Annotated in this window: 15 protein-coding genes and 2 pseudogenes; all 17 read left to right on the forward strand. The window is 63.0% G+C overall.

Features of this window, described 5'->3' with window-relative positions; genetic code table 11:
- Positions 1–251 precede the first annotated feature (251 nt).
- On the forward strand, positions 252–1,073 hold the full coding sequence (locus MYXE_RS04850) for an SDR family NAD(P)-dependent oxidoreductase (RefSeq protein ID WP_085194406.1): 822 nt from the start codon (positions 252–254) through the stop codon (positions 1,071–1,073).
- A gap of 45 nt (positions 1,074–1,118) precedes the next feature.
- Positions 1,119–1,781 carry a TetR/AcrR family transcriptional regulator gene (locus MYXE_RS04855; RefSeq protein WP_085194404.1) on the forward strand — a complete coding sequence of 221 codons (663 nt, stop codon included), beginning with the start codon at positions 1,119–1,121 and terminating at the stop codon, positions 1,779–1,781.
- Complete coding sequence (locus tag MYXE_RS04860; RefSeq protein ID WP_085194402.1) at positions 1,781–1,975, forward strand: ferredoxin; 195 nt, start codon at positions 1,781–1,783, stop codon at positions 1,973–1,975. The genes MYXE_RS04855 and MYXE_RS04860 overlap by 1 nt, the downstream gene beginning before the upstream one ends.
- 4 nt (positions 1,976–1,979) lie before the next feature.
- Complete coding sequence (locus tag MYXE_RS04865) at positions 1,980–3,224, forward strand: cytochrome P450 (RefSeq protein WP_085194400.1); 1,245 nt, start codon at positions 1,980–1,982, stop codon at positions 3,222–3,224.
- 179 nt (positions 3,225–3,403) lie between these two features.
- Positions 3,404–4,465: an amidohydrolase family protein gene (locus tag MYXE_RS04870; RefSeq protein ID WP_172468569.1), complete on the forward strand. Its 1,062-nt coding sequence runs from the start codon at positions 3,404–3,406 to the stop codon at positions 4,463–4,465.
- Positions 4,466–4,475: 10 nt separating this feature from the next.
- The gene (locus MYXE_RS04875; protein ID WP_085194396.1) at positions 4,476–5,714 is read left to right on the forward strand and encodes a M24 family metallopeptidase; all 1,239 of its coding nucleotides are present in this window, start codon (positions 4,476–4,478) and stop codon (positions 5,712–5,714) included.
- A 145-nt stretch (positions 5,715–5,859) separates the two neighbouring features.
- Positions 5,860–7,011 (forward strand): M24 family metallopeptidase, encoded by a 1,152-nt coding sequence (locus MYXE_RS04880; RefSeq protein WP_003922585.1) that lies wholly within the window; start codon positions 5,860–5,862, stop codon positions 7,009–7,011.
- A pseudogene (locus MYXE_RS04885) lies at positions 7,004–7,952 on the forward strand (enoyl-CoA hydratase/isomerase family protein); the annotation flags it as partial. The gene MYXE_RS04880 and the pseudogene MYXE_RS04885, both read left to right, overlap by 8 nt.
- 10 nt (positions 7,953–7,962) lie before the next feature.
- Complete coding sequence (locus tag MYXE_RS04890) at positions 7,963–10,377, forward strand: CaiB/BaiF CoA-transferase family protein (protein ID WP_085194393.1); 2,415 nt, start codon at positions 7,963–7,965, stop codon at positions 10,375–10,377.
- 12 nt (positions 10,378–10,389) lie between these two features.
- Positions 10,390–11,193 (forward strand): SDR family NAD(P)-dependent oxidoreductase, encoded by an 804-nt coding sequence (locus MYXE_RS04895; protein ID WP_003922590.1) that lies wholly within the window; start codon positions 10,390–10,392, stop codon positions 11,191–11,193.
- Positions 11,194–11,404: 211 nt separating this feature from the next.
- Positions 11,405–12,526, forward strand: a pseudogene (locus MYXE_RS04900) (transposase); the annotation flags it as partial.
- Positions 12,527–13,378: 852 nt separating this feature from the next.
- Positions 13,379–14,206, forward strand: coding sequence for an ABC transporter permease (locus MYXE_RS04905; RefSeq protein ID WP_249026248.1), 828 nt, complete (start codon positions 13,379–13,381; stop codon positions 14,204–14,206).
- Positions 14,207–14,235: 29 nt separating this feature from the next.
- Positions 14,236–15,045: an MlaE family ABC transporter permease gene (locus MYXE_RS04910; RefSeq protein ID WP_232061742.1), complete on the forward strand. Its 810-nt coding sequence runs from the start codon at positions 14,236–14,238 to the stop codon at positions 15,043–15,045.
- A 42-nt stretch (positions 15,046–15,087) separates the two neighbouring features.
- A complete protein-coding gene (locus tag MYXE_RS04915) occupies positions 15,088–16,221 on the forward strand; it encodes an MCE family protein (RefSeq protein ID WP_232061743.1) in 1,134 nt (377 codons plus the stop codon).
- Entirely contained in the window at positions 16,218–17,219 is a 1,002-nt protein-coding gene (locus MYXE_RS04920) for an MlaD family protein (RefSeq protein ID WP_085194385.1), read from the forward strand. The genes MYXE_RS04915 and MYXE_RS04920 overlap by 4 nt, the downstream gene beginning before the upstream one ends.
- A complete protein-coding gene (locus tag MYXE_RS04925) occupies positions 17,207–18,187 on the forward strand; it encodes an MlaD family protein (RefSeq protein ID WP_085194383.1) in 981 nt (326 codons plus the stop codon). Before MYXE_RS04920 ends, MYXE_RS04925 begins: the two co-directional genes overlap by 13 nt.
- On the forward strand, positions 18,187–19,293 hold the full coding sequence (locus MYXE_RS04930) for an MlaD family protein (protein ID WP_085194421.1): 1,107 nt from the start codon (positions 18,187–18,189) through the stop codon (positions 19,291–19,293). The genes MYXE_RS04925 and MYXE_RS04930 overlap by 1 nt, the downstream gene beginning before the upstream one ends.
- Positions 19,294–19,305 lie beyond the last annotated feature (12 nt).

The raw sequence follows: 19,305 nt of genomic DNA on the forward strand, positions 1-19,305 counted from the left end.
GACGGGTAAGTCCGAAGCGTCGAACAGATTCCGCGGCCCGTCGACCCGACGGCGCACGGAATTCCCGATATTGGACAGCCCCACCACCGCGCTGAACGTATCACGCACACGGGCCGCGCAGTCGAAGAATTAGGGTTTCCCAGGCCACCATCCGGTGACAACTGATCGGCCGAATCAGAAGCCAGGCCGTGGGAACCGAATCCTAAATCAATCGCTTGACTTAACCACGGCGACACCGATTAACTCGTCGTGTGGTCAACGAACTGGCCGGCAAGGTCGCGATCGTCACCGGCGGCGCATCAGGCATCGGGGCCGGCATCGTGGAGAAGTTTCTCGCCGAGGGTGCCCGGGTGGTGATAGCCGACATCGACGTCGACCGCGGCAGCGCGCTAGCCGAAAGCCATGGCGTTCAAGCGGTTTTCCGGCGGGCCGACGTCGCTGACATTGACGACGTCGGGGCGCTGGTGGCGTTCGCGTCGCAGCATTTCGGCGGGCTCGACATCATGGTCAACAACGCCGGCATCCCCAGCGCGATGCACCGCAGCTTCCTCGACGACGACCTCGCCGACTTCCACCGGGTGATGGCGGTCAACGTGCTCGGGGTGATGGTGGGTACCCGCGACGCCGCGCGGCAGATGACAGGCCGCGGCGGGTCGATCATCAACATGTCGTCCATCGGGGGCATCCAGGCCGGTGGCGGCGTGATGAGCTATCGCGCGTCCAAGGCGGCGGTCATCCAGTTCACCAAATCTGCCGCCATCGAGTTGGCGCAGTACGGCATCCGGGTCAATTGCATTGCGCCCGGCAACATTCCCACGCTGTTGCTGGCCTCGTCGGCGGCCGGCAAGTCGGGCGAAGAGCTCGTGCGGTTCGAGCGGGCCATCCGCGAACAGATGCGGGCAGACCGGCCGCTGGAGCGAGAAGGCACACCGGGCGACGTCGCCGAGGCCGCGCTGTATTTTGCTGGCGATCGATCCCGCTATGTGACCGGCACCGTGCTGCCGGTCGACGGCGGGACCGTTGCAGGCAAGCCAATGCGGCGGCGCGGTGACACGGTGCGATCGCAATTTTAAATCAATCGCTTGACTTAACCGCGGGCAGGGGGTTGACTAAGCGTCGTGACCACAGCGCGGACAGCGCGCAGCGAGCGGGCCAGCACCACCCAGGAGGCGATCCTTACCGCGGCCGAGCGGTTGTTCGCCGAGCATGGAGTGTTCGCTGTGTCGAACCGGCAGGTCAGCGAGGCCGCCGGCCAAGGCAACAACGCCGCGGTCGGCTACCACTTCGGCACCAAGACCGATCTGGTGCGCGCGATCGAGGAAAAACACCGGGCACCGATCGAACAGCTGCGCGAGCAGATGGTGGCGGCCATTGACGACTCCAGCGACATACGGGCGTGGGTGGGGTGCCTGGTGCGCCCGCTGACCGAGCACCTCGCGGCTCTCGGCAACCCCACTTGGTATGCGCGTTTCGCCGCGCAGGTAATGACCGACCCGGCCTATTACCACATCGTGGTCAAGGATGCGCTCAGCTCGCCGTCGCTGGTCCAGGTGATCGACGGTATCAACCACTGTCTCCCCGAATTGCCGGCCGAGGTTCGCGCGGAGCGCAACGTGATGGCCCGAAACCTGCTGGTTCACACCTGTGCCGACTACGAACGCGCGCTGGCCACCGGCACACCCGTGCCCCGTCCCAGCTGGGACACCGCCGCGTCCGGTCTGATCGACGCCATTGTGGGCCTGTGGCTCGCGCCGGTTACCCCATGGGAGGGCAGCCCGTGATGAAAGTGACCGTGGATCAACAGAAATGCGCCTCTTCCGGTAATTGCGTAATGCGAGCACCCGAGATCTTCGACCAGCGGGACGAAGACGGCGTCGTCGTACTGCTCGACCCGAACCCGCGGGCCGAGCAAGCCGAGAATGCCCGCGACGCTGCGGCAAACTGCCCCGCACTGGCCATCCACATCGAGGAGTGACGAAGTGTCCGACACCCTCACCGGACCTGCAACCGAGGCCGCCGCCGACTTCCCCGACTACCCGATGGCCAGGGACAGCCGCTGCCCGTTCGCACCGCCACCGGACGTGTTGGCGCTCGGCCGGTCCAAACCGCTAAGCAGGGTGCGGATTTGGGATGGCAGCACGCCATGGCTCATCACCGGCTACGAGGAAGTGAGGACGTTGTTCTCCGACCCTCGGGTCAGTGTTGACGACCGGCGTCCGGGGTTTCCGCACTGGAACGAGGGCATGTGGTCGACCGTGCACAAGCGTCCGCGGTCGGTTTTCACCTCAGACGCCGAGGAGCACACCCGGTTCCGGCGGATGCTGTCGCGCCCGTTCACGTTCAAACGGGTCGAAGGCCTGCGACCGGTAATCCAGCAGATCACGGACGAGCACATCGATGCCATGCTCGCCGGCCCCCAACCCGCCGACCTGGTTACCGCGTTGGCTCTGCCGGTTCCCTCGCTGGTGATCAGCCAGCTGTTGGGCGTGCCGTATGAGGATGCCGAATTCTTCCAGCATCACGCCAACATCGGGCTGGCACGCTATGCGACCGGGGAAGACACCGCCAAAGGCGCAGCCGGGCTGTCGAAGTACCTGGCGAAACTGGTTGAGACCAAAATGGACAACCCCGCCGAGGACGCCGTGTCGGATCTTGCCGAGCGCGTCAAGGCGGGCGAGATCAGCGTGCGCGAAGCCGCTCAACTGGGAACGGGGCTGCTGATCGCGGGACACGAGACCACTGCCAACATGATCGGGCTCGGCGTGCTGGCGCTGTTGGAAAACCCCGACCAGTTGACGGTGCTTCGGGATGCCGACGACCCGAAGGTCATCGCGAACGCGGTCGAGGAACTGCTCCGTTACCTGTCCATCATCCAAAACGGGCAGCGGCGGGTCGCGATCGAAGACATCGAAATCGCGGGAGAAGTCATCCGCGCCGGCGAGGGCATCATCATCGATTTGGCTCCAGCCAATTGGGACCCCAACGCTTTTGACGAGCCCGAGCGGCTATACCTGCATCGGTCCAGGGCCGGTCAGCACGTCGCATTCGGCTACGGCAGACACCAATGCGTGGGTCAGCAGCTGGCTCGAGCCGAATTGCAGATCGTGTATCACACCCTGTTCCGTCGGGTGCCCACCCTGAAACTGGCCGTACCCATTCAAGACATTCCATTCAAACACGACAGGCTCGCTTACGGCGTCTACGAACTGCCGGTGTCCTGGTAGAAGACCTACATCAGTCAGCCCACGATGAGTAGTTTCGACACGATGGTGATCCGATTGGAGGGTCGATAATGTCGACGCAAGCCACCAGCGTCTTGCGCTACCCGCCGGAAGGATATGGCGCGCCGAAGAATCGACGTGGCCATGCCGACCTTGGCAGCGTAGGCCTGCCGGAGGGAACGGTGGTTTTCTCCGCGGACAACCACATTTCGCTCGCCGAGGACATCTTCTACCAGCGCTTCCCTGACGACCTCAAAGACCAGGCGCCGCGCATCTGGTACGAAGATGGCGCCTATCAACTCGGCCGCAAAGGACAGTCGTTCCTGCCGGGCGACTTCAGCGCGGTGCTGATGCAATACGACGACCTCCCTGGTGCCGGAAGCACTAACATCGAGGCACGCATCCAGGAGTTGCACGAAGACGGCGTCGAGAAAGAGTTGGCTTTCCCCAACGCCGTGTTGGCGCTTTTCCACTACCCGGACAAGCACATTCGGGAGCTCGCCTTCCGGATCTACAACGAATACATTGCCGAGTTACAAGAGCGCTCAGGTGGCCACTTCTACGGTGCCGGCCTGATCAACTGGTGGGACCCTCAAGGTACCCGGCGCACACTTGCTGAGCTGAAGTCATTGGGTCTCAAGACATTCCTGCTGCCGCTGAACCCTGGTAAGGACGACGAAGGCAACATCATCGACTACGCAAGTGATGCCATGAGCCCGGTGTGGGACGAGATCGAGGACGCTGGTCTTCCGGTCACTCACCACATCGGTGAAACCCCGCCGAAAACCCCCTGCCAGTACAACAGCGTGGTCGTCGGGATGATGATCAACATCGACGGTTTCCGGGAGACGTTCTCCAAGTACATCTTCTCCGGGATCCTCGATCGCCATCCCGGCCTGCGAATCGGCTGGTTCGAAGGCGGAATCGCCTGGGTCCCTTGGGCTCTGCAAGACGCGGAGCACCTGGTGGCGTCGTACCAACATATGTTCAACCGGCCTCTCGAGCACGACGTGCGCTACTACTGGGACAACCACATGAGCGCGTCGTTCATGGTCGATCCGCTGGGGCTGGAACTGATCGACCGCATCGGTGTGGACAAGGTGATGTGGTCATCCGACTACCCGCACAACGAAAGCACCTATGGCTATTCCGAGAAGTCGCTGGCCGCGGTCGTCGACGCCGTCGGCCCTGCGGCGGCCGCGCGGATCGTAAGCGGCAACATCACCGACTTCTTAGATCTGTGAGGCCACTGTGATGACGACGCCCGTTGCCGCACAACCGTCCTCGATCGAGATTCCGGAAACCCCGGATCTGGCTCGGATGCGGCACGAGACCGGTGCCCGGCTGCGCGCAGCGATGTCCGAGCGCGGCGTCGACGCGCTGATCCTGCTGGGCAACAACAATGTCGTCTATGCCACCGGCGTGAGCTGGCCGTTGGGTGATGCCGGGCTGTCCTACGTCGAACGCCCGGTTGCGGTAGTGATTGCCGACGACCCGTGGCCGCACCTGTTCCTGCCGTTCCGCGAGGGCGCCGCGTCGGAGTCGGGGCTGCCCGCCGATCACCTGCACGGCCCCGTGTACCTGGAATTCGACGAGGGCGTCGAGCATTTCGCTCGTGCTATCGATGAATTGATCCCGGCGGGGGCGGCCGTCGCAGTCGACGAGTTGACGGGTGCAATGCGCCGCGCCCACCAACAGCTGTTCCGAACCGGCCGGCCAGCCGATGCCGCTCAGGTAATCGGAGCGGCCAAGGTCGTCAAGACTCGCGACGAACTGGCCTGCATTCGCCGCGCGTGCCGGATCACCGACCAAGCGATGGTCGACGTCCAAGCTGCACTTGCACCCGGAATCCGCCAGATTGACTTGTCGGCCAGCTTCCTGCGCAGGGCATTCGAGCTGGGGGCGATGGCCAGCATGCTCGAACCGATCTGGCAGGTGATGCCGCAACGCAAAGCGGACGGGGTGTGGACCACCCACGGCGACTTGGCGCTGCCGCTGCTGAGCACGGAGCGCGAGCTGGCCGAAGGCGACGTTTTGTGGACCGATGTCAGCATCACCTATGCCGGCTATTGCTCCGATTTCGGCCGCACCTGGATCGTGGGCCGCGATCCCACGCCCCGTCAACAGGCGCAGTTCGACAGGTGGCGTGAGATCATGGCGGCGGTGCTCGACGTGCTGCGCGCCGGCACAACCGCGGCGGAACTGGGCCGGGCCGCGACGAAAGCCAACGGCGGGATTCGGCCCTGGCTGCCCCACTTCTACCTGGGACATGGAATCGGGGTGAACGCCGCCGAAACTCCCATGATCGGAACCGATCTCGGCGACGAGTTCGACGAGAATTTCGTATTCGAGCCGGGCATGGTGCTAGTTCTGGAGCCCGTGGTGTGGGAGGACGGCACCGGCGGCTACCGCAGCGAAGAGATCGTTGTCGTCACCGAAAAGGGCTGGGTTCAGCTGACCGACTATCCGTATCACCCGTACGGCCCGCGCTGACGACGATGCAGAGCGCAGCGATGAGGAGGAGTAGCGCCAATGGCCCGCGCTGACGACGATGCAGAGCGCAGCGATGAGGAGGAGTAGCGCCAATGGCCCGCGCTGACGACGATGCAGAGCGCAGCGATGAGGAGGAGTAGCGCCAATGGCCCCTGCTGAGGTCCTGCCCGACGAGCGGGCGCTGCGCCTGGGGCGTCGTGAGCGTGCGTTCGCCCAAATGGCCGCCCACGACCTCGATGTCCTGGTGTTGGGACGGCAGGCCAACGTTCGTTATGTGGCCGGGGCGCCGCAACTATGGGTGGCCGGCACCCGTCCGTTCGGTCCGACCTGCGTGGTGGTCCGCGCAACCGGGGCGATCCACCTGCTCAGCACCTGGGACGAGGGTGTGCCTGATGACATCCCGCACGAGAACCTGTACGGAATCGCATGGAACCCGATGAACACCATCTCAGTGCTGAAGCGTATCGAGGGCGCGTCGACCGCGAAACGTGTTGGCACTGATGCGCTTTCGCCGACGTTTGCCCAGCTCCTGCCGATGGCCTTTCCCAAGGCCGAGCTGGTCGACGGGGAGCTGGCCATGCGGGCCGCTCGCCGGGTAAAGACACCCGAGGAGGTGGATGCCCTGCGCGCGGCCATCCGGGTCGCCGAGACAGGACTGGCCGCGGCTGTGAGTGAGCTGCGGCCAGGCGTCAGCGAGAACACCTTGGCCGGGGTCTTGCTGGAGTCCATGGCCGCTGGCGGGGTGAGCACTCCGTCCACTCAGGACGTCGCGTGGGTGACCTCGCCGGAACACCCATGGCGGCGGGGGAGCGACGATCGGCGGGTGCGGCCCGGCGATCTGGTGGCCTTCTCCGCGGGCGTGCTCGCCGGCGGTTACACCGGCGAGGTGGGCCGGACGTGGCCAGTCGGCCAGCCGAGAAGCATCGAGGCCACCGCCGACCTGTATCGGCGCTGGGAGACGTTGTGGTGCAGGCTTATTGACGCATGCTCGCCGGGCGCACCGGCCACCGACCTGCTGGCCGCCTACCAAGTCGCGGGCGAGCCGTCACCACCGATGCCGGTGGCGCGGGGCCTGGGCATGGGCTTCGACCCGCCGGTGGTGTCACCGCATTTGCCGGCGACCGCCGGCGAGGAAAGGCTGGAGCCAGGCATGGTGCTCGCGGTCACCGGTTACGTCTGGGAGCGCGGCGTCGGCGCGGTGTTCGGCCGCGATGCCGTGCTGATCACCGCCGATGGCGCCGAGGTATTGACGACTAGCCCGTCAGCACACAGAACGGTTGGTGCAACCAATGGTTGACGCTCAGCGGCCTCCTGCGGAGGAGATCATCCGTTACGCCAAGGATGCCGAAACCAAGATCGCGACGATTACCTTCAACCGGCCCGAGTTCCTCAACGCGCCCACCGCCGCGGCGCGCCTGCGCTACGCCGATCTGCTACGCGGCGCCACCGTCGACGACGACGTCAAAGTTGTGGTGATCCGCGGTGTGGGTGATGACTTCGGCAGCGGCGCTGATCTTCCCGAGTTCATGGAAGGTCAAGACTCGCCGGAATTCCGGCTTGCCGAGTTGCGGCTGGAGGACGACAGTATCCGCTACCCGCCCAAAGGATCGTTTCGCCACGGCGCCACCATCAGCGCCTGGTACGCCAATTCGCAGGCCGGCAACCGGCCGTTGCAGGAGCTGAAGAAGATAAGCATTGTCGAAACCAAAGGCTATTGCTACGGTTGGCATTTCTACCAGGCCGCCGACGCTGACCTGGTGATCTCGTCCGACGACGCGCTGTTCGGGCATCCGTCGTTCCGGTACTACGGTTGGGGACCCCGGATGTGGACGTGGATCCAGACCATGGGGCTGCGCAAGTTTCAGGAAATGGTGTTCACCGGTCGACCGTTCACCGCCGAAGAGATGTACCAGTGCAACTTCCTCAACAAGGTGGTGCCGCGGGATCAGCTGGAAGCCGAAGTGCAGAAGTACGCGCTGGCATGTGCGCGTAATCGACCAACCGACACGGTTTTCATGCAAAAGGTGTTCTTCGAAGTGGTCAAGCAATACCAAGGCGAGTACATGGGCAGCCTGCTGTCTGCGTTCTTCGAGTCGATGGGCGGCCACATCCACCACGACGCCGACGACCTGGAAATGGGGGGAGGCGATTGACCGGGGTCTCAACGACGCTGTCAAAGACAACGACAGCAAGTTTCCGCCTGAGTTCCGGCTAAGCAAATCGAGCCGCAAAAAAGAACGGCTAGCACGTGGAGCCGCTGAACGGGTACGTCGTCGTCGACCTGTCCACCGGTATCGCTGGCGCCTACTGCACCAAGCTGCTCGCCGACGGTGGAGCACAGGTGATCAAGGTCGAACCGCCACAAGGAGATCCACTGCGGCGTTGGTCGGCTTCTGGCAGCCGGATCCAAGCCGACAGCGATGGGGCACTGTTTAGCTTCCTCGCCTGCTCCAAACACAGTGTCGTTGCCGACGCTGCCGCGGACGCCGATGTCGAGTTCGTTCACCGGCTGCTGTCGTCGGCGGATGCCGTGGTGTGGTCACGAGGCTCTGCCATTGCCGAACATCCGTCGCTGGCGCCGGCCGAAATCCACCGCGGCCATTCCCACCTGGTGGTCACCGCGATCACACCGTTCGGGCTGGATGGCCCCTGGCATGACCGCGCCGCAACTGAATTCACGCTGCAGGCCTGGTCTGGCGGGATCGTCGGACTCGGACGCGGATCTTTGGACCGGGCGCCGGTATTCGTCGGCGGTCAGGTCGGTGAATACCTGGCCGGAGCCTACGCGTGCGCGGCGACACTGGCATTCCGCGGGTTCGGTGGCCAACTTGTCGATCTTTCGATGCTGGAGGCCCAGATCCTCGGGCTCACGTATCACCCGGTCACCTACTTTCAGATGCTCGGCCGGCCGTGGCGAGACGCCCGCAAGGTCACCGTGCCAGGCATCGCTCAGGCCAAAGACGGCCTGGTTGACCTCGGCTGCGGAACCGCGCAACAGTGGTTCGATCTGTGCGCAATGACCGGCCACCAGGAATGGATCGACGAAGAATCGCCGCTGTCGATCACCGAACAGGCCAACGAGAAGGCCGAAGAGATCTACGCCTGGGTCGAAAGTCACACGGTTGATGAAATCCGCGACCTGGCTACCGCATTCCGGATTCCCAATGCGCCGGTTGCCAATGGGGCCAACATTGCCGACCTGGACCACTTCCGCGCCCGGCGCTGCTTCATCAGCAACCCGCGCGACGGGTTTCGCCAGCCCCGCCATCCATACCGGATGCGGCCCGCACTCCTTCGCCCGCCACAACCGGCGCCGCGGCTAGGTGAGCACAGCGCGCATTACCGCCAGTCACCCCCGCCCGGCCGAGGGTCGGGAACTACACCCGACGCCGCCGCCCGCTTGCCGTTCAGCGGATTACGGGTGCTCGACCTGACGACGTACTGGGCCGGTCCCTGCTGCACACACTTTCTGGCTCTGCTCGGCGCGGAGGTGATCCACCTGGAGTCCACCCGCAAACCCGACGGCACCAGGCTGATCGCCGGCATACCGGTCAGCGAAGATCAGTGGTGGGAAAAGTCACCGATCTTCTCGGCGCTCAACACCAACAAGAAAGGCTTGACGCTCGATCTGCAGAGCGAACGCGGACGCGAGTTGCTGCGCCGTCTTATCGCGACATGTGATGTCATCGTCGAGAACTTCACTCCCCGGGTGCTGGACCAGATAGGCGTGGATTTCGCTGCCGCCCAGGCGATCCAGCCAAATGTGATCATGCTGCGGATGCCCGGGTTCGGGCTGGACGGTCCCTGGCGCGACCAGCCAGCGTTTGCCTACGTCATCGAAGCCGCTTCCGGATTGAGCTGGCTGACCGGCTATCCCGATCGCCCTCCCTATGAGCCGTACTCGATCGGCGATCCGAACGCCGGTGTGCATGCCCTTATTGCGCTGCTGCTGGCGTTGGAGCACCGCCGTCGCACTGGACAGGGCGTATTCGTCGAGGCGGCCATGGTCGACGCCGCGGTCAACATCGCCGCCGAGCAGGTTATCGAGTACAGCGCATACGGGGCTTTACTGCAACGCGCGGGAAACCGGGGACCGACCGCAGCTCCGCAAAACCTCTACCGCACAGCTGATGTCGACGAATTCGGTCGGCTTGACAGCTGGGTCGCGATCGCCGTGGCGACCGACGAGCAGTGGGAGGGCCTGTGCGAGGCGCTCGGGCGACCGCAGTGGGCGACGGATCCTGCGCTGTCGACCATGGCGGGGCGACGACAGCGCCACGACCTTATCGACGCGCACCTGGGGGCCTGGTGTCAGCAGCGTGGCGGCGACGAGATTGTCCGCTGCCTTTGGGACGCCGGTGTCCCGGTGGCGAAGGTGATGCAGCCGCATCGGCAAACCGAGTTGCCGCAGTTGGCTTTTCGCGGCTTCTTCGAAAACGTCGGCCACCCGGTCAATGCTCGGGTGGCACACAGCACGCTGCCGATGCGGCTAGCGCGCGGGCCAGAACGCTTCCATGTCCGTCCGGCGCCGCTGCTCGGCGAGCACAACGATGAGCTGCTCGCCGAACTCGGCGTGACGCGCGAGGAGATCGCCGACCTGGAAGTCGACGGTGTGATCGGGCGGGCACCTGTCGGCTATGGCAAGAAAACGGCCACGCCATGAGATGGTAGTTCCGTGCCGATCAGTCCATCGGATATCCAGCTGACCGGTCGTGTCGCCGTAGTGACTGGCGGGGGCGCCGGCATCGGCCGCGGCATCGCGGCCGGCATGGCGGCTTTCGGCGCCAGTGTGGCGATCTGGGAACGCGACGCCGACACCTGCGCATCAGCCGCCGAGTCCATCGGAGCGCTGGGCATTACGACGGACGTCCGCGACGGCGAGCAGGTGGACGCCGCGCTGCAGCGCACGACCGCCGAACTCGGCCCAGTGACAATTCTGGTCAACAACGCCGGCGGCACATTCTTCTCGTCACTGCTCGACACCAGCGAAAACGGTTGGGATGCGCTGTATCGAGCGAACTTGCGCCACGTGCTGCTCTGCACCCAACGGGTAGCGCGTCAGCTAGTTGCCGCCGGACTGCCGGGCAGCGTCATCAACCTGACGTCCATCGAAGGTGTTCGGGCCGCACCGGGATTCGCCGCATATGCCGCCGCCAAAGCCGGGGTCATCAACTACACCAAGACAGCGGCTTTCGAGCTGGCGCAACATGGTATCCGCGTCAACGCGATCGCACCAGATGTTACCGTGACAGAAGGGCTGACCAACCTCAGCTTTGGCGAGCTCGACGCGATCGGACACGCCATCCCGATGGGGCGCCCCGGCAGCGTGGACGAAATCGCAGGCGTCGCTGTGTTTCTCGCATCCGACATGGCAGGCTATCTCACCGGAGAGACCCTGCATGTTGACGGTGGAACGCATGCGGCCGGTGGCTGGTACCGCCATCCGCAGACCGGGCGGTTTCGATTCGGCCCAGGCTAACCCTGCAGGCGTGCTTCGCGAGCGTAACGGGATGGCGAGAAAAGAGCACATTTCTAACCGTGGCATTAGCGTCGGCGGTCCGTGGCGAATAGTTACTTCGACTAGTTACTTCGACCTGAAATAGTCGGCGCATTGATCCGCGGTCGGATGGTGCTGAACTGGAGGGATGGCCTCAAACCCTTGGGCTAGGCTAGAAGGAATTGAGGCCATCGTGTTTCGTACTGTGGGTGATCAGCAGTCGTTGTGGGAGTCGATCCTGCCGGAGGAGGTGCGGCGGCATCCCGACGAGCTGGCGCGGGTGAATGCGCTGTTGGACGATCCGGCGTTTTTCACACCGTTTGTGCCGTTCTTCGACCCGCAGATTGGTCGGCCCTCGACGCCGATGGAGACCTATCTGCGGTTGATGTTCTTGAAGTTTCGCTACCGGCTGGGCTACGAGAGCTTGTGCCGGGAGGTCTCGGACTCGATCACGTGGCGGATGTTCTGCCGGATTCCGCTGGATGTGTCGGTCCCGCATCCGAGCACGTTGATGAAGCTGACCACGCGCTGCGGGTCGGCGGCGGTGGACGGGCTCAACGAGACGCTGCTGGCCAAAGCGGCCGAGGCGAAGCTGTTGTGCACCAACCGGATCCGGGCCGACACGACGGTGGTGCCGGCCAACGTGGGCTATCCGACCGACTCGGGGTTGTTGGCCAAGGCGGTTCGGCGGATCGCCGCGACCGGTCAGCGGATCCAGGCCGCCGGCGGCGCGGTGCGCACCCGGGTGCGGGATCGGTCCCCGGCGGCGGGCAAGCGCGCGCACGCCATCGCATCGAAACTGCGCTCTCGCGCGGCACTGGGCCGCGATGCGGTCACGGCCGCGGTGCTCAATACCACCGGTGAACTGGTCGAATTGGCCGAAACCGCGGCGCGTGATGCCGAGCGGCTGCTGGTCAACGCCAAGCGGGCGGTGCGCCGGGCCATGGCCAAGGCCGCCGCCCTGCGCGCCCGTGGCAAACATGACGCGGCGGCTGGCGGCGTCGCGGCCGCCTGGTGCGCGCGGTCAAGGACCTGGCCAAGTTGGTGGCCGCGACCCGCCAGATCGCCGCGCAGACCCGGCAACGGGTGTCCGGACACACCCCGACGGCACCACTCGCGGCGGGTCAGCCTGCACGATGGCGATGCCCGCCCGATCGCCAAGGCCCGTTTAGGCAAGCCGGTCGAGTTCGGCCACAAAGCCCAGGTCACCGACAACGACGACCGCGTCATCGTCGGTCACGCCGTCGAGATGGGCAACCCGGCCGACGCGCCGCAACTGGCGCCGGCGGTGGCGCGAGTCAAAAGCGAGCCGGGCACTAAACTGCGTCGGCACGTCCGGTGGCCGTGAGTGGGCGGATGTCATGGCCACCACCGGGCAGTTCATGACCGCCACCGGGCAGTTCTTCATGTCCCTTGGCCCTTTTCACGATTCGAGGGGAAGCCCAGTCGCCGAGCTCGCTGCCGCCGCCTTGTTGGTGACACTGCGCGCGGCGGCGGTCGTCGTCTGTCCATCACCTACATCGCTTTCGATCCAGCGCGCGCTCGACGGCTTTGATCCCCCCGCTTGTAGCCCGCAAGCCCGGACCGTCCAGAGCCGGCCACCCTCGGCGCCGAGACTTCCGCAGTGGGCAGTGCACTGACACCCCTGGCGACGCCGACATCTTGATCGTCCGCGGGTGGAGGACAACCATTGCGACCGATGTGCCGATGTGCAATTTCCCGGATTTCCCGCTTGAATCTACAATTTGCGTGCCGTAGGCTTCCGAACACTGCACTGTGTCGCCGGGCACCCGTCGGTGTCATTGTGACGTGCGCCATGCCGATCCTCGCCAATGGGAGGCACGACGATGAAGGAGGGAGCGGCGGTGCGTTCATCAGGTGCGCTCATTAGATTTGACGCCGCCTATCGGTCGGAGTGTCCTGTGAGTGACTTCCTTGCTTTGCTGTTATGTCGGACGCCGACGCACTGCACAAGGCATGCAGCGTGGTCACCGCGATCTCAGGCGGCTTTCGCTTGTGCTCTGCCCGCTGAGGCCGAGGCGTTACGGTTCCCATGGTGAAGTTTGCGGGGACAGCGGATTCCGTTCGCGAACGGCGCAGCGAAAAGCCGGACGACCGGGATGGGACGCTGAGAACCGGCCTCAACGGTAATCGTGTGCAGGACGCGATGACGGCAACTCTTGCCAGAGTGGGCGGTGCGGCGAAGCGGGCTCGCGACATGCCCGTGCAATCGGCAGGCACGACCGGCCGCGGTATGCGTCTTTTCGTTGACGTGGTGCGCTACGCGGTTACCGATTCCATCACGTTGCGGCTGCCAGCGGCCGAGGTCCTGTGGCAAGCATGGGTATTGCTCAAAGTGACGGCGACCCCCGCACTGTTGATGGCCATGCCATTCGGTGCGATGGTGACGGTGGTTACGTCGGGATTGGTCGCTCAAGTGGGGGCGACCGCGCTGCTTGGTGCCGCCAGTGGAGTGGGTGTTGTTCGGCAGGGCGCGCCCATCACAGCGGGGTTCTTGATGGGTGGCGCGGCGGCTTCGGCCATCGCTTCCGATTTCGGGGCGCGTGCAATGCGCGAGGAACTCGATGCGATGCGGGTACTCGGCGTTGATCCGGTCCGCCGACTGGTGGCGCCACGGTTCTTGGCACTGATTCTGATAGCCCCGATTTTGTGCACGATTATTATTGGGGCGGGAACGGGCGCTGCGTTCATTCTGTCGGTGGCGGTCAATGAAGTGGCCCCTGGAAGTTACTGGCAGTCATTCGGAACATTCGCGAAAATGACCGACGTATGGTTCGCCGTGGGGAAGAGTGTCACCTTTGCCGCGATCGTGGCGATAATTTCGTCGTTGCGAGGAATGGAGGCAAAGGGCGGCCCCCGCGGTGTCGCCGACGCCGTGAATGCCGCGGTGGTAATCAATGTCATCCTGATCGTTTTCGCAAACCTGGCGATAACACAAATTCAGACCATGTTCTTTCCGGCGGCGATCGCATGATGGCTCCCTCCGTGCTACTGCGCACCCGGATGACCTCGACGATCCGCAGGCCGCTGCGCGGAGTCGGGCACTGGGTGTTGTTCATCGGCCAGACATTGTGGTACCTGCCACTCACAGTCCGTCGATACACCAAGGAAACACTGCATCAGACGATCAGTCTTGCCTGGGGCCGCGGCAACCTCATCGTGGATGGCGGCACGATCAGCGTCCTGCTGATCCTCGGCATAGCGGTCGGCGCTTCGTTGGCGATTGAGGCGCTCGCGGTCTTGAAAGTCATCGGCTTTGAAGCGCTTTCGGGGCTGATCGGCGGGGTGGGCGCTGTTCGCGTGATCGGGCCACTCGTGGCCGGCATTGCATTCACCGCGCAGGCGGGGACCAGAATGACTGCGGAAATCGGCGCTATGCGCATCGCGGAGGAGATCGATGCCACCGAAACAATGGCGATCCGACCGATACCATTCGTGGTCGGTACTCGCCTGATCGGCGGGATGCTGTGTGTGGTACCGGGATACCTGCTGACAATTTCCACGACTTTCTTCGTGTTGGACACGGTAGTCACCGTATTTAACAATGAACCTCGCGGAACTTACGACCACTATTTCATTCAGTTCCTGACGCCCACTGACCTTACCTACTCCTTGATTAAAGCGTCTGTCTACTGCATGGCGGCGACGTTGATCCATTGCTACTACGGCTACTTCGCCTCGGGTGGACCCGTCGGTGTCGGCGAAGCTTCCGGCCGCGCGGTGCGCGCGAGTCTGGTCACGATCATGATCCTGGATCTGACGACGACGGTCATGCTCTGGGGCCTCCAACCCGTCTACGTGTTCAAAGGCTAGCCGGCAGTCATGCTACGAGGATCAGAAAGACGTGAAGAATCGATGCTGACGCTCATCGGCACTGCGGTGCTGCTCTGCGTCGTGCTCGCAGTTCTTGCAGCAGCGGTCAATCTATTCGGCGGCCGACCACCGGACCGGATTTCTGTAGCAATCGATACCCCGTACGTTGGTCAGGGCGTCGAGGCGGGAACAGCAGTGGTCCTACACGGGGTCCAAGTTGGAAAGGTCACCGACGTGGCTCTTTCGCCCGGCGGTGGTGTCCGGCTCGCGATCGGCCTGCAAAAGGGCCCGGTGGCCGGCCTCACGGACAAGATGAACATCGATTTTCGGCCGATCAATTATTTCGGCGTTCCCGGCGTCAATATCATCCCGGCTTCTGGCGGCCAGGCAGTCCGCGACGGGTCCGAGATCAGCGTGATGCCGAAGGGAAATTTCACGCTTTCGGAGCTGTTGTCTCAGCTCGGCGATGTGTCTGCCGCTGCGCTGACTCCCCAACTGATATCGGTCCTCGATCGGGTCACTCGATACACTGACGGACTTAACCCGCTGTTCGAAACCCTGGTGACCGTCACTAAAGCAGTTGCCGACGTGCAAGAAGTATCGACGGCGCGACTTTTGGCCAACACCGCACCCATCAGCGCGGCATACCCGGCATTTGCCAACGCGACGATCAATCTTGCTGCGCGTGTCGCCAACATGAATTACTACCCGGAGCCGGGCGATCCAAGTGGCCGCTACCCTACTGTTCCGCCGCCGTCATCGCCCGCCGCGTCAGGACGAAAACTGACACCGCCATACAAAGAATTCGCAAAGCAGAGGGATCCTGCGTTAGACACCGACGAGCAGTTTCAAAACACGTACCTGCGATTCCTTGAAATTGCCTCCGGCGGTCTGTTTCTCGGCGTCGGAACGCTACTGAAAAGTCATTCCGATGATCTGCTGCCTCTGGTCAACGGGATCAAATTTTTATCTGACCCGGTGCCTTCTTTGCTGAGGCCCGCTGACATCGCCCGGACATTGGCGGAGCTGCGTTCCCGGTTTGAGAAACTATACGGAGGCAACGGCGAACAGCGTGCCCTTCGAGTTCGAATTCTCCTGGACAGCCTTCCCGGTGTTGCGGCACCACTAGGCGTGCAGGTCGTGCCCCCCGTTGCCGAGGGAGGGCCGGGACGATGAAGCCGAAAGCTGCACTGTGGCGCCTCGCAATCAGCGTCGCCGTGATGATCGTGCTGCTCATCGCGTTGCGTAACGTGATCACCAACCCCGTGGCGACGGACACTCGGACCTACACGGCAGATTTCACCGATGCATCCGGACTACAAACCGACGGCGACGTACGCGTCCACGGAGTTCGCGTCGGTAAGGTCAAGTCGGTCAACCTCGTGCGACGCAACAAGCAAAACATCGCCGCAGTCACCTTCACCCTTGACAAGCGATACGGTGTCGTGTCCGTTACGAGGCTTGCCATCAAATTCCAAGCCCTCACCGGCGTGCGCTACATAGATGTGTCGAACCCAGCCGAGGGCTACTCCGCAGCTGACCTGGTCACAGTACTGCCCACGTCGATGACGCAGCCGTCCTTTGACGTCACAGCGCTGTTCAACGGACTTCAACCAGTGCTCGCCACGTTGAGTCCCGAAGAGATCAACACCTTCACAGCGAATGCCGCATCCTTTTTGTCCGGCGACGAGACCCGTTTGACGCCGCTGCTCGACAGCCTACGAAAGCTCACCCGATTCGTGTCCGACCGGGAGCAAGTCGTTGCGACAATAGTGCACAATCTCGCGGAAGTGGCCGACGCCATCAGCGGCACGTCGAAACAATTCATCCACCTACTCGAGTTGGCGGAACAGCCGGTCGACGCTGGCCTCACGGTGCTCGACGAATTCCGAAAAGATTTCCTTTACGGAAATGAATTCTTTAATCCGGCGGTGCGGTTGTTGCATAATGCCGGGCTTCGGAATGGAAATAATATTGATGAGGCATTCGATCGCGCCTTCAGCAATCTTGACAATTTTTTTGACGCATTCAAATTGGTACCGGTAATCAATGAAAACATTCCGCCGCCGGGACAAGCTGGTACGCCCGAGCCGTGCACTCGAGGTCGTTTTCAGCTACCGGAGACAATGGACGTACTTTTGAACGGCAGGAGGGTTGTCCTATGCAATCACTGAAATGGCGCACAGCGCTGCGAAACCCGGTCAGCTGGGGTGCTAGTGGGATCGCGTTCGCGACGGTGGTAGCCCTCGTGCTTGGCTATATCTATTACAACCCTCCCGGGCAGGGAAAACTGGTCACCTTCTACACCCTCGACGCAGCGCAGATCAGGCAGGGTGACGATGTGCGGATGGCCGGGATCACGGTGGGTAAGGTGAAAGACATTGCTCTGGAATCGAAACGGGTGCGGGTGCGGGCGCGCATCAATGACGACGCATTCGTAGGCGACCAGTCACAAATAGATGTCCGAATGCTCACCGTGGTCGGCGGCTACTACGTGAACATCAATTCTATTGGTGACCGGCCACTGGGCGCCGAACCTATCCCGCCGGAGCGGGTGAAACTGCCTTACATCTTGACCAATGCTCTTGAAGATACGATCAAGGTCACTTCCAATGTCGCCACAAAGCCGATCAATGAGTCGCTCAATGCAATACAGCAGGGACTCAAGGGCACGAATGTGGAAGCGCTCGCCGCGATAGTTGATGCTGGAAACTCCATTATGTCGTCGGTCGACAGACAACGAGGAGAGGTGACCAAGATCTTAAATGTCTCCAACGAGTATATTCGGGCCCTCACAAATTATCGCGGGGAACTTGTGCAGCTGATCCGCAAGATTGCGATCTTGACCCAGACACTCACCCTTTACGGCAAGGGAATCGAGAATCTCATTAACGGGTTGGGTGAGACCACGTTGGCACTCAAACCGATCGGAGATTTCTACGGCACCCACCGTGCGGAGTTCATCGAGAAGGTCCGGCAGTACATCCACAGGACGCGGTTATTTGTAGAACGCACTGGTGTAACCGTGCGCCTCCTGCAGCGGTTGCAAAACTTGTTTGACAGAGTGCTCAACGCGCAGAACGCTAGCCCAGGGCTGTTGGCCACCGACCTATGTATTCCCATGCCGGGGAGCCCGTGCTGATGGCCGCACCACGTAGGCACCGGGTCTGCCAGGTGGCCGCGGTCTCACTGGTCGCCGCGACCGTCATTGCCCTGTGCGGCTCGTGCGCGCCGCAGATCCGGCGGCAGCACGCCGAATACTGCGCGATCATGCCCGATAGCGGCGGTTTATATGTCGGCAACGCGGTGACCCAGATGGGTGTTCGGATCGGCAAGATCACTGCCATCACCCCCGACGCGCTCAGTGTCCGGGTCAATTTCACCGCCGGTGAGCGTCCGCTGCCCAGTGATGTCAAGGCAGTCACCAGGTCGCCGTCGATCCTCGTTGACCGATCGCTGGAACTGGTCGGCAACTATGACTCGGGTCCCCGGCTGCATGCCGGCGGGTGCATTCCCATGAGCCGATCGTTCACCCCGAAGAGCTTGACTCAGGCCATCGGGTCGGCGACCGACTTCATCAACGCGATCAATCCCCGAGGGTCGACGAATGTCGGTGATGTCGTCAACGGAATCGATCAGTCATTGCACGGCCAAGGAGCCGGAATCAACAAGTTGCTGACCACGACGTCGGCTGTGCTTGATTCTCCCGATCAAGCTGTCGGCGACGTCGGCTCCATCACCAAGAACCTTGCTGTGCTGACTTCATCGCTGCGAGCGATCGAGCCGACACTCAAGCAGGTGCTGACAGAAGCCGACGAGGTCGCGCCAGAAGCGACAGCCGCAGCGCTGGGAACGACCAAGTCGCTCGAAGGGCTTCAGATGCTCATTCCCTTGGCCGGAGATCTAGAACGTGAACTCGGTGGGGAAATCCAGCAACTCCTCGACGTGGTGTCGGTCGTCACGCGGAAGCTGGCAGGGCGCGCGCCGTTCTACGCGAGCACCCTCAACATCGCGCCTCGCTTGATCAACGGCCTCGCCAACTTCGTACAAACCCGCGGGACCTCTGGGTTCGCGGCGTTCACTATCCGCTACCGCCCCCCGTTGTACCGCGTCCGCACGCCGAATGGAGCGTTTCTATGTGGATACATGAACGCGGCAATGCCCGGCAGCTGCGCGAACGTCAACGGAACGCCGTATGCGGTCGACGTCGCCCTCCTTCAGTACGTTCTCACGATGGCCAACCGATGAGGCGCCCGACCG

Origin of the sequence: Mycobacterium xenopi (assembly GCF_009936235.1) — a bacterium.
Lineage (GTDB): Bacteria > Actinomycetota > Actinomycetes > Mycobacteriales > Mycobacteriaceae > Mycobacterium > Mycobacterium xenopi.

What these genes read in the sequence shown, in the direction of transcription:
- MYXE_RS04860 (WP_085194402.1), top strand. Translation starts at nt 1,781, where the DNA reads ATGAAAGTGACCGTGGATCAACAGAAATGCGCCTCTTCCGGTAATTGC.
- MYXE_RS04925 (WP_085194383.1), top strand. Translation starts at nt 17,207, where the DNA reads ATGCAATCACTGAAATGGCGCACAGCGCTGCGAAACCCGGTCAGCTGG.
- MYXE_RS04905 (WP_249026248.1), top strand. Translation starts at nt 13,379, where the DNA reads ATGACGGCAACTCTTGCCAGAGTGGGCGGTGCGGCGAAGCGGGCTCGC.
- MYXE_RS04915 (WP_232061743.1), top strand. Translation starts at nt 15,088, where the DNA reads ATGCTGACGCTCATCGGCACTGCGGTGCTGCTCTGCGTCGTGCTCGCA.
- MYXE_RS04930 (WP_085194421.1), top strand. Translation starts at nt 18,187, where the DNA reads ATGGCCGCACCACGTAGGCACCGGGTCTGCCAGGTGGCCGCGGTCTCA.
- MYXE_RS04920 (WP_085194385.1), top strand. Translation starts at nt 16,218, where the DNA reads ATGAAGCCGAAAGCTGCACTGTGGCGCCTCGCAATCAGCGTCGCCGTG.
- MYXE_RS04875 (WP_085194396.1), top strand. Translation starts at nt 4,476, where the DNA reads ATGACGACGCCCGTTGCCGCACAACCGTCCTCGATCGAGATTCCGGAA.
- MYXE_RS04880 (WP_003922585.1), top strand. Translation starts at nt 5,860, where the DNA reads ATGGCCCCTGCTGAGGTCCTGCCCGACGAGCGGGCGCTGCGCCTGGGG.
- MYXE_RS04910 (WP_232061742.1), top strand. Translation starts at nt 14,236, where the DNA reads ATGACCTCGACGATCCGCAGGCCGCTGCGCGGAGTCGGGCACTGGGTG.